Below are 13,776 nucleotides of genomic sequence, written 5' to 3' on the forward strand. Positions count from 1 at the left end.
GCATGAGCGACTTCGCATATGACGCCGTGGGAGCGTCCGGCACGCTGGGCGAGACGTTGCGTGATCTTGCGGGAGAGGCGGTGTGGGAGGAGCTGGTCCGGCATTCGTACGAACGCTGGCATTCGCCCGGCGAGTTGCTGCTGCAACAAGGCGAGCCGGGCACCCTGGTGCTGTCCGTACTCAGTGGCGTGGCCAAGGTCGTGCGCACCTCCCGGGGCGGCGCGCCCACCCTGCTGGCCTTCCGCGGCCCCGGAGAGCTGCTGGGGGAGGTGGCGGTGCGGGGCGGGGGCGTACGACTGGCGAGCGTCGAGACGCTGTCACGCTGCAAGGTCGCGGTCATGATGGCCGCGGACTTCACTCGTTTCGTCGACGAGCACAAACTGTCTCCCGTCCTGGAACGCTACGCCCTCGCGCGGCTGCGCGAGTCGACAGAGGCCCGCGGGAGCGGTGATGTGCTGCACCGGCTGGCGGTGACCCTGGTGAAGTTCGCCGACATCTCGCGCTCCCGGGAACTCGCCGTCACCCATGACGAATTGGCGCAGCATCTCCGGTGCTCCCGGAACACCGTCACCCGGCTGCTGCGTGAGCTGGAGTCCTGTCAGGTGTGGACCCGGCGCAAGCGCATCGTGATCGACGACCTGCCCGCCCTGCGATGTATCGCCGCCTCTGACGGCGGATGACCCCGGAAAGCCTGGGGGCCTCTGTGGCACCTGTCACCCGCTATCCGCACTGAGAGAGCGGAAGGGAAGGGGCCAATTCGCGAATCTCGAAGGGCCGCGGCGGCCCGGGCGACTCCTCAGCAGACGCCCGGGCCATCCGCCCGGCCACCCGATTCCGCGAAGGAGCCGTCATGTCCGAGTTCTCCGAGCCTCACACCGCACTGCCCCAGGCCACCGCCGCCCCTTACACCCGGAGCCGTCGACTGCCGCCCTACCGGGGCCTCGTGGCCGTCGATGCCAAGGACTTCACCGGCTACCCGGCCATCGAGCACGACGTCATCAGCCGGGCGATTCCGCAACTGCTCCGCACCTCGTTCGAGCGCGCGGGGATCGCGGAGGTGTGGAACGACCGGCGGTTCCCCGACTCCACCGGAGACGGGTTTGTGTTCGGCTTCGATCCGACCGTAATGCCGTTCGTCGTCCACCCCTGGCTGAGCACGCTCCAGGACGTCCTCACCGAATTCAACGTGCACTCCATGGGGGCCGTACGTATCCGGCTGCGCGTCAGCCTGCACATCGGGCCGGTGACCGACGCGGGAGAGCAGGAGGACGGCAAGGGCACTCCGCGCAACGACACGCACCGGCTGCTCGACTCCCGCCCGGTCAAGGCGATGCTGGCCGCCTCCAGCGAGAACATCACCCAAGTCGCCGCCATCCTCTCCGACCGCTGCTACCAGGACGCGGTGGCGAGCGGCTATACGGGACGCCATCTCGACCACTTCACCGAGGTTCCGGCGACCGTGGAGGGCAAGTCGTTCGCCCAGCGCGCGTGGCTGTACGTACCCGCTCCTTCGGGATCGCTGTACGACCGCCGCATCCTGGGGGACCAGGTGATCGAGGACCAGGAGGCCCGGACGGCCCGTGATGACGCTGGGCAGGAGGGGGTCCGCAACGAGACGGCTCCGCCCTCTGTGACCAACCGGGCCGACAACGGAAACGTGAACACCGGGACCGTGCACGGTGGCCAGAGCGTTAGCAATGTCGGCGGTGACAGCTTCGGCGGCAGCAAGGCGGGCACGGTCCATGGCCGACAGGGCGATACGGTCCGTGGCGACAAGAACGTGGGCCGCTGATGAGCATGCGGGGAAGGCGGCCCGAACTCCCCGCCGGTCCAGCCGCAGAGGAGGAGCCCGACAGAGCAAGGCCGGAGGAGCCGGAGGCGAAGGGCACAGGACCCGACGAGGACGAGCCCGACCGCTTCGATGACGACGAGGACGGCTTCGACTATCAGAGCCCCTACGGCGGCTTGGATGAACTGCTCGGACGCCTCTCGGCAGAGGACCGGACACTCTTCATCCACGCACCGAACGGCAATATCAACGCGGGCTCCGTGCATGGCGGTCAACATGTGAAGAACGACGACCATGCCTCCGGCCCCGGCGGTCGCCGCGTGGAGGCGCGCGAGGGGCCCATTTCCGCGGACGAGATCCTGGGCGCGGGCCTGGGCTTCGCCGAGCCCGACTGGTTCCCTACGGCGCTGGGGAAGCTCGACACCCGCGTCCTGTTTCTCACCGGGGCACCCGGCACCGGGCGCCGCACCGCGGCCCTGAACCTCCTGCATCGGCACAGCGGCAGCAGCATGGCGCTGCGCGCGGTCGACAGTGACATGAACCTCGCCACCTGGCGTCCCACCCACCCCGAGGCCCGTGGCTACCTTGTGGACGGGCTGCTGCCCAAGTACCCCCTGAGGCCGGGCATGGTCGGCAATCTGCGGCGCTTGCTGGACGAGGCCGACGCCCGCATGGTCATCGTGCTGCCGGATGACCCCGAGCTCGTACGGAGCCTGGAACGCGATCTCCATGTGACGCCTGTGCCCTGCCGTCCGGCGCCGCCGCGAGCGGTGTTCGAGGCCCGTTTGGAGGCCGCGGTGCCGGACCCGGCGCGGCGGGGGCGGCTGCTCGGAAACCTGGAGCCGGGGCTGCTGGAGGAGCTGCTGGTCCCGGAACTGATGCCCGCCGAAGTGGCCGAACTGGTCGCCACGGTGGTCGCCTCCGGCGAGGACGGGACGGACCCGGCCAGTCTGCGGAACCGGCTGAGCTTCCTCGCCGAGGGCGAGGTACCGGATCTGATCGGGAAGCTGGTCGACGACGCCGACGGGCTGGCCTTCCTACTGGCGACCTGCGTCTTCGAGGGACTGGACCACCGGATCGTCAGGGAGGAGTCCGAGCGGCTCCTGGAACTCGCGGAAGGCCGCCTCAGTTCCGTCCAGCCACCGTCCGACGACCGCGCCGGAGACCAAGGGCCGCAGCAGCCGCGTTCCAACCCGCACTTCGTCTTCCGGCGTTCCCTGGAGGACCTGTTGCGCTCGGTACGCGCGCAGTGCGCGCCCAAGGAGACCCGGACCACCTCGGGCTACACCTACGCGGTGGAACCGGTGCGGTTCACCCGGCACCGGCAGGCCGAGACCGTATTGCGCTACGTGTGGCGGGAGTACGGACAGCTGGCCGGAGTGCTGACGGACTGGATGGACGCGGTCAAGAACGAAGGCGAACTGACCCGGCCGGTCGGCAGGGTCATGGGGATGGCCGCCGGGTGGGGCGGTGGCCGCAGGGCGCTGCGGCACATCGGCACACTCGCCAAGTCCGACCGCAACAGCAGCAGGATCATCGCGGCGTACGCGATGGGGGTGGCGGCGAAGGACCCCGTGCTGGCCTCGGAGGTCAAACACCGCCTCCTCAGATGGAGCGGGGCGCGGAGCCAACAGTTGCGGTCCACCGTCGCCTACACGTGTGGCACGGAGTTCGGGCTCGCCCGGCCGGATCTCGCCATGCGGCTCCTGCGAGGGCTGTATCACGGCATCGACGACGAGCAGGAGCCCACCTTGCGCTGGGCGGTGCGCTCTGCGCTGGGCGATCTCTTCTCCTCGGGCAACGAGATGCTGGTCTTCCGGCAACTGGCCGAGTGGGCGAGCGGGGGCGGGGCCGATGCGGATCTGGCGCTCCGGAACTTCCCGTATCTGCTGCACAACGCCGCCTGGTTCATAGGAGAGCTGCTTCACGACGGCGAGACCGCAAAGCAGATCGTCGATCTCATCCGCCGAGCCCTGGACGACGACGACACCTTCGATACGACCTGTCGCTACCTGATCCAGTGGTGTGGCATGGCCGCTTGGAACGAACAGCAGAAGGACGCCGTGGAAGCCTTGCTCACGGCTCTGGCGCGGACCATGCGCCACGGAGTGCTGCGCCTGTTCGTCGTGATCGACCGCCATGAGGAAACCCCCGAGCTGGCCGGGCGGGACATCGCCCGCGAAACGTTGAGTGCCTGGCGCGCGGGTGGGCCGACGCCGTGGCGCTCGGACGGCGACCGCACCCCCACGGGAGGACATCGTGACTTCTGAGAACAGCAGCCCTCTCTACACCCTCGCCCCCCAGGCGCCCTGGCGGGAAATCCTTCGTCAGCGCTGGTCCGGCCGACGTGACCGTGCCCTGGTTCTGAGAGACCGGTACGGCGCCTACCAGGTGCTGGCCTCGAAACGTCCCCGTGGTGAGCGGTCCTTCCATCCGGCTGAAGGAACGGCAACATCCCTCGGGCTGTTCCGGGGATACGAGGAGGCCTTCCGCGTCCGGCTGGGAGAACAGCCGGAGACCCGTAGCGTGGCGCTGCCGACCGCCTACGGAACCGTGTCGGTGGACGTGCGCGTGCTGTGGTGGGTGCACGACCCGGCGCAGGTCGTGCGCTCGCGTACGGCCTTCGGATGGGACGCCGTGCGCAAGAATCTCGACCAGTGCCTGTACCAGTTGGAAGAAGCCCAGAGCGCCGCCGGACGCAGCTTCGGTGCCCCCGAGATGATGCACCACTTGGACCCGCCCCAGCGGCTGGAGGGCGTCGGACTGACCTACCGAGTCACGGACGTTCAAGCCCGTGACATGGATGGCGAACTGCGCCTGGGCCAGGCCGGGGATGAAGGTCTTCCGTACTCCTGGACGGCCCATCGCCGCGAAGAGTACGACTTCTGTATCCAGGCGTTGCGCAACGGGCCGGTCTCGCTGGCGGCCCTTTGGCTGGTCAGGCATCCGGATCAGGTCAGCCAGGTGCTCGACTGGTCGGTGCAGAACCCGGCACTCGTCCGGGGAGACACCGACTGGCAGGACGAGATGGCCGGACTGCTCGGCAAGCTGACGGCACAGGAACAGCAAGAGCTTTCCGAGCTGCTGCGCGACCGGCTCATCGCCCTGGGCCGACGCGTGCCGGGACCACGGAACGCGGGGGTGAACGGCAGCTCGCGCCAGAATCCCGCAGCGTGAGCGCGGCGACCGCCGGGTGGCCCCCTCCTGGGGGACCACCCGGCGTGAGTAGGGTTGGCGGGCTTGTGTCGTGAGTGGGGGGAGTCGTACGTCGTGGAACCGCTGCGCTCGGACGATCCGCGGCGGATCGGTCCGTATGACCTGGTGGCCCGGTTCGATACGGAGGAGCCCTGGGCCAGGGGGCGGGTGGCGGTGCCGGAGCGGCGCTTCATCGGGCGGCTGCCGGGCGGGAACCGCACGGTCGTGATCAGCACCCCGCTGCCCGGCGCCGACGCGGCGCGGTTCGCGGTGGAGGCGGAGGCCGCGCGGCGGCGGTTGGCCGGGGACTGGATCGCGCCGGTGGCCGACCTCGGCGGGACGGGTGAGGCGCTCTGGTACGCCTCGCCGTATCTGCCCGCGCTGCCGCTGCCGGGCGCGCTCGCCGCGCACGGCGGGCCGTTGCCGGAGCGCACCGTCCGCGCCGTGGGCGCCGCGCTCGCCGAGGCGCTGGCGGCCGCGCACGCGTGGGGCGTGACGCACGGCGGTGTCTCGCCCGGCGCGGTGCTGCTCACCGCCGACGGGCCGTGGCTGACGTGCTTCGGCGCGCACCGGTCGGGGCCGCCCGGGGCGGGCGCGGGCAGTCTGCCGCCGGAGCAGGTCGCGGGCGGGCAGACGCTGCCGCCGGGCGACATCTACGCGCTGGGCTCGGTGCTGGCGTACGCCGCGACCGGGCACACCGTCCCGGAACGCCGCGAACTGCCCGAAGGGCTGCGTACGACGATCGCGCGGTGCCTGGCCCGCGACCCGGCATCCCGCCCGCAGGGCGGCCAGCTGCTGGCGGAGCTGACGCGTACGGAGGAGGCACCGGCCGGAAGCGGGGCGGTCGCGGCCCTCGGGCCCGGCTGGCTGCCCGGCGCGGTCATCGGGGCGCTCGTCCGGCAGTCCGCCGAGCTGTTGGCCGCGGAGACGGACGTGGCAGGTGGACCGGTGGCGGGCGGCGAGGCGCCGGGCGGCCCGTCGTACGAGCCCACGGCCCTGGGACGGATCTGATGGCCCACCCCCTGAACCATGACGACCCCGAGCGGCTCGGCGCGTTCCGGCTGATCTCCCGGCTCGGCGGCGGCGGTATGGGCAACGTGTACCTCGGCCGTTCGCCGAAGGGGCGTACGGTCGCGGTCAAGACCATGCACGAACGCATCGCCACCGAGGCGGAGTTCCGCACCCGCTTCCGGCTGGAGATCGACGCCGCCCGCGTCATCGGGGGGCGGCACGGCGCGGCGGTCGTGGACGCCGACCCGTTCGCCGACATCCCCTGGCTGGCCACCGAGTACGTGCTCGGCCCACCGCTCGACGACGCGGTGGCGGTGTGCGGTCCGCTTCCGGAGCGGACCGTACGGGCGCTGGGCGCCGCCCTGTGCGCCGCGCTCGGTCAGTTGCACGGCTCGGACGTCGTCCACCGCGACCTCAAGCCGTCCAACCTCCTGCTCACCGATCTCGGTCCCAAGGTCATCGACTTCGGCATCGCCCGCGCCCTCGGCGACGACCGGCTCACCCGGGTGGGCGCGACCGCGGGCACCCCGGCCTTCATGTCGCCGGAGCAGGCGACCGGGATGGAACACACCGCGGCGGGCGATGTGTTCGCCCTCGCCGGGGTGCTGGTCTTCGCCGCCACCGGACACGGTCCCTTCGGCGGCGGCCAGGCGGCCGACCTGCTGTACCGGGTGCGCTACGCGGAGCCCGACCTCACCGGCGTACCCGCCGCCCTGCTGCCGGTGCTGACCCGCTGCCTCAGCAAGGACCCCGCCCAGCGCCCCGGCACGGCGGAGCTGGCCCGGGAGCTGGACGCCCGCCTCCCCGACGCCCGCCTCCCCGACGACCCGGAGGCGTTCCGGGAGCTGCTGCCCGCCCCGGTGCTCGCGGAGATCGCCCGGCGGGCGACGGAGGTGTGGCGGATCCAGCCGGAGCGGCTGCCCGCACCGCCCGGCACGGTGATGCCGGGCGCGGCGCCGAAGGCCCGTATGTCCCGGCTGTCCCGGCGGAAGCTCCTGACCCTCGGCGGAGGGTCGGCCCTGGGGGTGGCCGCCGCGGGCGCGGGGGCGTGGGCGTGGTCCACCCGGGACAAGGGGCCAGGACCCCGCCCGGCCAATGTGCCCTCGCGCGCGGTGTGGTGGGCGAAGGTCGACGAGGCGGACCAGTCCTTCCTGCCGATTCCCGTCGGTGACCTGGTTCTGGTGCTGTGCGAGAACGCTCTGGTGGCGCTGGACGCGAAGAGCGGCGAGGAGCGCTGGACCCGGGAGTGGGAGACCGTGCGCGACCGGGGGAAGGCCGAGTGGCGGGTCGTCTCGGACGGCAAGCGGGCGTACGCCTTCGTACCCGAGCAGGAGTCCGCGCAGGGGCTCTCGGTCCACTCCATCGACCTCGGGAACGGCGAGCCACAGCGCGTGGCGGGGCCGTTCCGGGAATTCGACGTGTCCTCTTCGAAAGAGGCGCATCCGTTGCTCGTCGCGGATGGCGTGATGTACCTCATCGCCAGACAATTCCTGAACTCCGCCGATGCCGATACCGGTACCGAGGACGACGAAGGCTGGCGCACCATCGCCGTCAGTCTCGGCACCGGGAAGGAGCTATGGCGGCAGCCCCTCTCGGGCTCCTACAGCCCCAGGGCATACGAGACCAATACCGTCGCCGATGTCATTGGCGATCGGCTTGTGCTGAGCCGTCGCGTCAACGGTCTCCCCTATAAGGACGGACTTGCCGCCCGCAACACCCGTACCGGCGAGTCGCTCTGGTACTGGACATTCCCCAGGGAAGCGGGCGACGACTCGTACCTCAGCCCGGGACAGTTGGTCGCGGACGATGAGCGTGTCTACTTCGCCACCGATCTGCTCATGGCGTTCCGCGTCTCAGACGGGGACAAGGCCTGGGAGTTCGGCGAGGGCCGCGACAAGGGCGATGTCGAGGACGGCGACCGGCCGTACGGCAGGCCCGCGGTGAAGGACGGCGTGGTGTACGTCGCCGAGGGCACCCGCGGGCTCGTCGCCGTGGCGGCGGACACCGGAAAGCCGCTGTGGGAGACGGGATTCGGCGACGCGGTGCCCAATCTCCATGTCACGCCGGTCATCGGCAGGAAGTACGCCTACGTCGCCCTCGACGGCAACGCGAAGATCGGCGCCGTCGATCTGCGGACGCACAAGGTCGCCTGGACGCTCCGCGTCCCGGGAAACTTCGACAGCGGCTTCGTGGCGCATGAGCGGGCCGGGACCCTGGCGTGGACCAGCGGCGATTTCGTCTGCGCCATCCGCTTCGAGTGAGCCCACTTCCGTCAACGGCAGCCGGATCAACGGCAGGAAGACACCCACCCCATGAATCTCCTCGCATCCGGCGACCCCCTCCGCCTCGGCCCCTACCGCCTCCTCGGTGTGCTCGGCGAGGGCGGCATGGGCAAGGTGTACCTCGGGCGGGACGGCTCCGGCCGGGCCGCCGCGGTCAAGGTGCTCCGCCCGGAGCTGGCGCACGACGCGCACATGTCCCAGCGCTTCGTCCGCGAGGCCCAGGCCGCGCAGGCGGTCACCAGCACCGGGGTGGCCCGCGTCCTCGGGGCGTGGACCGAGGGCGGCCGCCCGTGGATCGCGACCGAGTTCCTGGCCGGGCCGACGCTGGACGACGCCATCGAGGAGCAGGGGCCCTTCGACGAGCAGGGCGTGGCGGAGCTGGCCCGCGAACTCGCCCGTACGCTCCAGGACATCCACGCCGCCGGGCTGGTGCACCGCGACCTCAAGCCGTCCAACATCGTGATGACGTCCTCGGGCCCGCGCGTCATCGACTTCGGCATCGCCCGCCCCGAACACGGCCTCACCCTCACCTCCACCGGCCAGATCCCGGTCACGCCGGGCTACGGCGCGCCGGAGCAGGTGATGGGGCAGCGCGTCGGGCCGCCCGGTGACGTGTTCTCGCTGGGCGCGGTGCTGGCGTACGCGGCGAGCGGGGAGCGCGCGTACCAGGGCGGGCATGTGGCGGCGGTGCAGTACGCGGTGGTGCACGGCCAGCCGGAGCTGTCGGAGGTGCCGGACGCGATCCGCGGGCTCATCGGCCCCTGCCTCGTCAAGGATCCGGGGCAGCGTCCGCTCCCGCAGCAGATCGTGGCGGCGTTCGCCCCGCCGCCGGGAGCCAAGGCCAAGGCCAAGCGGGTGTGGCAGCTGGGGTCGCTGGCCGCCGAGATCAAGCGGCGCGAGGCGGCGGCGAAGCGGCTGACCACCTTCCCGGAGGTACCCACCCCCGCCGACCCGGCCGCGCCCTCCCGCCGCAGGCTCCTCACCACGCTCGCGGCGGGCGGCACGGTGCTGGCGGCGGGAGGCGGCGGGGCCGCCTGGTGGCTGCTGTCGGGGGACGACGACGCGGTCCGGAAGGCCATCGCGGACGAGAAGGAGGCCGTGGTGGCGCGCAAGCCGTGGGACGCCAAGCGGCTGAAGCCTTCGCAGTACGAGAAGGGCACCGCGCCGCCCAGCCTGTGGGGCCCGCAGGGGGCGAGACTCTCGACCTTCCGTCCCGTGGTCGCGGGCAGTCGTGTGGTGTTGGAGGTGACGGGCTACAGCCTGGGCGGATACGACGTGGCTGACGGCAGCCGCAAGTGGACGGTGGAATGCGACGCGCGTGCCCGCTGTGCCGCGCCCTCGGACGGCCTTGTCGTGACGGTCAGTTCTGACTGGGACGACCCTGAGGGAACGCTGCTCGCGCTCGACAGCGTGACCGGTGAGAAAAAATGGACCGTGCCCGCCAATGCCGTCAAGATCAGCGGAGCGGATGCGGAGACCGTCTACTTCACGACATCGAGTACGGAGTCCAGCACTCAGGTCGACCGCCTGGGCGCCCTGGACATCGCGGATCGCAGGGTCCGCTGGACCGTGCCCATGCCGGTGGAGTGCTCGCCCATCGCCCCGCCCCAGATCGCCACCGGCAGCGGACGCCTGGTAGTCAGTGGGGAGAACGGCAAGGTGGTCACGCTCGACACCCGCACCGGGAAAGTGGCCTGGAAGCTGTCCCGGCACACCACGGTGATTGCCCCGAGCGCTCCCGTCGTCTCCGAGGGAGTCGTCTACCTGGGCGGGCCCACTCTGACGGCCCGTAAGGTCAGCGACGGGAAGGCGGTGTGGTCCCTGCCCGCGAAGAGCGAGCGTACGAAGAGCTCGGGTGGCTGGGGCCCTCCGGTGATCGACGGCGATGCCCTGTACGCGCAGGACGGCACCGAGATCAGCCGCCGTGACAAACGGGACGGAAAGACCGACTGGGCACGGCACACGCAGGGTGACGTTGCGCCGCAGCTCGTCGCCCCGGTGGTGCAGGGCACGTCCCTCTGGGCCACCCAGGACGTCGGCGGTGAGAAGGGCGTCGCCGTCCTGAACAAGGATTCGGGTGACACGGTCTGGGTCTGCGCGCGAGGCAACACCGGCGAATGCTTGATGACAGGTGCGGGCAATCGCGTCTTCCTGCTGCGAGGCGGAATCGTCATGGCGATGCCGGTGTTCTGACCCCGCCACTCGGCCGCCGCAACTCGGATACGCCCATTCCGGCGTCTGCCGCCCGAGTGGAATCCGGGCGGCACGGTGGCGTGGTGCGGGCCGGGGCTCGCGGTGTGTTCCTAATGTCGGTCGCACGGCAATGGGCCGATCGTCCGGAAATCACAGGTGGGTGTGGAATGAGCCGCTTCTCCGTACGGCACCGACTGACCGCACTGGCGGGAATCCTGACGCTGTGTGCGTACGGGCTCGTCTCCGGTCTCGCCTCCGCGGCCACCGCCGCGCCCTCGGCCCCGCCTGTCGCGCAGCTGTACGTCTCCGAGTACACCGACAACACCGTGCTGAAGGTGGCCACCGACGGCAGCGGCCAGTCCACCGTTCCCACCAGCGGCCTCGCCCGTCCCACCGGGCTCGCCCTCGACGGCGACGGCGACCTCTACATCTCCGACACCGGCAACAACCGGGTGGTGACGGTGCCCGCGGACGGCAGCGGCCAGGAGACGATCCCGGCCACCGGCCTCTCGCGCCCGATCGGTCTCGCTGTCGACCGCGACCACGCCGGTGACGCCGATGACGTCGATGACGTCGACGAGAACCTGTTCATCGCCGACAGCTTCAACGACCGGGTGGTCGAGGTCTCCCTGGACAGCGGCGAACAGACCACCGTCGCCGCCACCGGCCTCCGCCACCCGGACGGCCTGGCGCTCGACGCGCGCGGCAACCTCTACATCGCCGACTTCGTCAACGACCGCGTCGTGGTGGTCCCCGCGAACGGCGGGCCGCAGTACACCGTCCCCACGGCGGGGCTCTCCGAGCCCACCGGGCTCGCGTTCGACCGGGCCGGAAACCTCTACGTGGCCGACTCGGGCAACGACCGCGTGGTGAAGATCCCGGCGAACGGCGGCCCGCAGCGGACCGTCCCCGCGACCGGCCTCAACACCCCGCAGGGGCTCGCGGTCGACGCGTACGGCAACCTGTTCGTCGCCGACTTCGGCAACGACCGGGTGGTGGAGGTCCCCGCGGACGGCGGCGAACAGTCCACCGTGCCCATCGCCGGGCTGAGCAGCCCGGTCGGACTGGCCCTCCCGCCGTCCCACCCCGCGCCCACCCGCCTCACGGCGAACCCGGCCACCGTGGAACGGCACACCTCGCCCGCGTCCCTGCGGGTCAAGGGGCTGTCCGCCACCCTGACCACCGCCGACGGCGCCCCGCTGCGCGGCCAGACGGTGAGGTTCACCGACTCCACCGGCGCCCGCAAGCTGTGCACCGCGGTGACGAACTCCCGGGGCCGGGCACGCTGCGACGCCACCCTCCGCACCGGATCGCGCGCCCGCTACGACGACCTGCGCCACCACGGCTACCGCGCCACGTACGCGGGCACGTCCGCCCCGTACCAGCCCAGCTCGGCGGCGGCCCCGGTCCGCGCGGCACGCAACACCTGAGGCCCGCCGCCGGGGTGGTCAGCCGCTCGGCACCTCGTGGAAGTACCCGGGATCGCAGCCGCACTCGTCGAGTTCGCATCACCCGTCGGAGCGGGCCGTACGCCAGCGCCCGCCAGTGCCAGAAGGCTTCCGCGATCTCCCCCGGCTGGAGTAGCCGCCGAGGGCCCTGTCCGTCAGGTGGTATAGCCGGTCACCCGGCCGATCCAGGTCATGAAGTCCGCCGCGTCCTGGTTGGCTCCGTGTCCGGCGTCCCAGTACATGAGGGCGTTGACGTCGTCGCCCAGGTTCTCCAGACCGGCGGCGAGGTTGCCGACGACGGTGAGGGAGGTGTCGGTGTCCTTCGTACCGACGCGGATCCACCAGTGCTTCGCCCGGCCGGGATTCCGGTGGCGGATGAAGAACATGGGGTTCATCAGGTCGAGTTTGCGGGGCAGGTCGCCGTCGAGGCGTGCGCTGTCGTTGCCGGTGGCGTGGCGCAGGCTGTAGAGGGTGAAGTGGCGGGCCTTGGTGGTTCCCGTCCCGAACAGGTTGTTCTCGGGCGCGGAGAGGTCGAAGGGGTCGAACGCCGGGGTGTTCTTCTTCCGGGCCCCGACGTGGGTGAGGAAGTCGGCCCACGCGAAGCTGGCCCGGTCGCCGGACCACGTGAGCCAGGGGTTCTTGGCCAGATAGCTCGAACGGTCGGACGCCGGGAGGGCCTTGAGGTAGGTGGTGGCGGCCGGTTCGAGGTAGGTCTTCACGAGGTGTGCGTCGTAGTTGCGGGCGGTGAGGGGGCCGGAGCCGTGCGGGGTCCTCAGCTTCAGGGAGGCCTGGTATTCGGCGAACGCGGAGCGCAGTTGGCCGGAGATGGCCTGGTCGACCGTGTCGCCGGAACTCAGCGCGTTGCCGCCCCAGTTCCACTCGTACGCCATGTCGGCGTGTTCGAGGTCGGCGATGGGGCACCAGGCGCCGCCCGCGAAGATGGCGTCGCTCGCGGGGGCCGCACCCAGTTCCCTGAGGCGGGCCTCGTACAGGGGGCTGTCGCCGGACGCTCCGAGCAGGGCGGACAGCGCGCCTCCGGCGCTGGTTCCGGAGGAGACGATCCGGTCGGTGTTCCCGGGGATGCGGCCCTTGTTGAAGCGTACGTACCGCACCGCGGCCTTCAGGTCCACGATGGCGGTGGGCGCCGTGCCGTAGTACGTACCGTCCGCGTCGACGAGGGTCCGGCCGCGGGCGCCCGGCTCCACGACGACGTAACCGGCGGCCACGGCCAGCTTGGCGTTGCTGACCATGGCGGCCTGCCCGCCACCGCCACCGCCACCGCCACCGCCGGGCGGGGTCATCGGGGAACCGCCGACCCCGGTGGCATCCGCCACGGACGACGGCATGTAGCCGCCCACCGAGTTGGCGAAGAGGATCGGCGCGCGGGTGGCGTCGACCGCCGTGCCGTCGATGGCGACGGGAACGCTGACGTTCAGGCACTGGTACTTCGCGTCCACCGGCCGCGCGACGTACGTGATGGCCTTGTAGAAGTGGTACGTCACGGCCTTGTCGCCGTCGGCCGTGGCGATGGTCGTCGTCAGGACCGTGTAGGCGTCCTTGTCGAAGACCAGCGCGTCCGAGACCAGCGCGTCCGAGGGCTGCCGCGAGCGGGCGGCGGCGACGCCGACGCCGACCCCCGCCGTCGACGCCGCGGTGGCCGCGGCGAGTCCTCCCATGACCATGGTCCTGCGCTTCACTGACATCTCCTGTCCTGCCGCTTGTCCGTGACCCCGTCGGTGTGTGAACGTATGGATCGTCCGCAATATCGTCAACAATTTTCGCGGCATTCATGGGGCATTCATGGCCAACGCACAGCCGGGGGAACTCCGGCCGGGGGCGCCTCGTTACGAGCGAAACG

Annotated in this window: 9 protein-coding genes; 8 read left to right on the plus strand and 1 reads right to left on the minus strand. The window is 71.1% G+C overall.

The window, feature by feature from the left end; genetic code table 11:
* Positions 1-2: 2 nt before the first annotated feature.
* From ACFV9T_RS02245 to ACFV9T_RS02280, 8 genes are all read left to right on the plus strand, one after another.
* Positions 3-680 carry a Crp/Fnr family transcriptional regulator gene (locus ACFV9T_RS02245; protein WP_385436192.1) on the plus strand — a complete coding sequence of 226 codons (678 nt, stop codon included), beginning with the start codon at positions 3-5 and terminating at the stop codon, positions 678-680.
* 170 nt (positions 681-850) lie between these two features.
* Positions 851-1,792, plus strand: a complete 942-nt coding sequence (locus tag ACFV9T_RS02250; RefSeq protein ID WP_385436193.1) for a hypothetical protein — start codon at positions 851-853, stop codon at positions 1,790-1,792.
* Positions 1,792-4,059, plus strand: coding sequence for a hypothetical protein (locus ACFV9T_RS02255; RefSeq protein WP_385436194.1), 2,268 nt, complete (start codon positions 1,792-1,794; stop codon positions 4,057-4,059). Before ACFV9T_RS02250 ends, ACFV9T_RS02255 begins: the two co-directional genes overlap by 1 nt.
* Entirely contained in the window at positions 4,049-4,966 is a 918-nt protein-coding gene (locus ACFV9T_RS02260) for a hypothetical protein (RefSeq protein ID WP_385436195.1), read from the plus strand. Before ACFV9T_RS02255 ends, ACFV9T_RS02260 begins: the two co-directional genes overlap by 11 nt.
* Positions 4,967-5,059: 93 nt before the next feature.
* Complete coding sequence (locus ACFV9T_RS02265) at positions 5,060-5,995, plus strand: serine/threonine protein kinase (RefSeq protein WP_385436196.1); 936 nt, start codon at positions 5,060-5,062, stop codon at positions 5,993-5,995.
* Positions 5,995-8,256 (plus strand): PQQ-binding-like beta-propeller repeat protein, encoded by a 2,262-nt coding sequence (locus ACFV9T_RS02270; protein ID WP_385436197.1) that lies wholly within the window; start codon positions 5,995-5,997, stop codon positions 8,254-8,256. Before ACFV9T_RS02265 ends, ACFV9T_RS02270 begins: the two co-directional genes overlap by 1 nt.
* Positions 8,257-8,307: 51 nt before the next feature.
* Positions 8,308-10,470: a protein kinase gene (locus ACFV9T_RS02275; protein WP_385436198.1), complete on the plus strand. Its 2,163-nt coding sequence runs from the start codon at positions 8,308-8,310 to the stop codon at positions 10,468-10,470.
* A gap of 167 nt (positions 10,471-10,637) precedes the next feature.
* Entirely contained in the window at positions 10,638-11,900 is a 1,263-nt protein-coding gene (locus tag ACFV9T_RS02280) for a hypothetical protein (protein ID WP_385436199.1), read from the plus strand.
* Positions 11,901-12,073: 173 nt separating this feature from the next.
* Here the strand turns inward: ACFV9T_RS02280 and ACFV9T_RS02285 are convergent, their stop codons facing one another.
* Positions 12,074-13,621, minus strand: coding sequence for a subtype B tannase (locus ACFV9T_RS02285; RefSeq protein ID WP_385436200.1), 1,548 nt, complete (start codon positions 13,619-13,621; stop codon positions 12,074-12,076).
* Positions 13,622-13,776: the final 155 nt, after the last annotated feature.

Source organism: Streptomyces sp. NPDC059850, from assembly GCF_042731515.1.
In the GTDB taxonomy this organism is placed as follows: Bacteria; Actinomycetota; Actinomycetes; order Streptomycetales; family Streptomycetaceae; genus Streptomyces.

Bases quoted from the DNA above. Each gene is read 5' to 3' on its own strand.
- ACFV9T_RS02245 (WP_385436192.1), top strand. From the start codon at position 3: ATGAGCGACTTCGCATATGACGCCGTGGGAGCGTCCGGCACGCTGGGC.
- ACFV9T_RS02250 (WP_385436193.1), top strand. From the start codon at position 851: ATGTCCGAGTTCTCCGAGCCTCACACCGCACTGCCCCAGGCCACCGCC.
- ACFV9T_RS02255 (WP_385436194.1), top strand. From the start codon at position 1,792: ATGAGCATGCGGGGAAGGCGGCCCGAACTCCCCGCCGGTCCAGCCGCA.
- ACFV9T_RS02270 (WP_385436197.1), top strand. From the start codon at position 5,995: ATGGCCCACCCCCTGAACCATGACGACCCCGAGCGGCTCGGCGCGTTC.
- ACFV9T_RS02275 (WP_385436198.1), top strand. From the start codon at position 8,308: ATGAATCTCCTCGCATCCGGCGACCCCCTCCGCCTCGGCCCCTACCGC.
- ACFV9T_RS02280 (WP_385436199.1), top strand. From the start codon at position 10,638: ATGAGCCGCTTCTCCGTACGGCACCGACTGACCGCACTGGCGGGAATC.
- ACFV9T_RS02285 (WP_385436200.1), bottom strand. From the start codon at position 13,621: ATGTCAGTGAAGCGCAGGACCATGGTCATGGGAGGACTCGCCGCGGCC.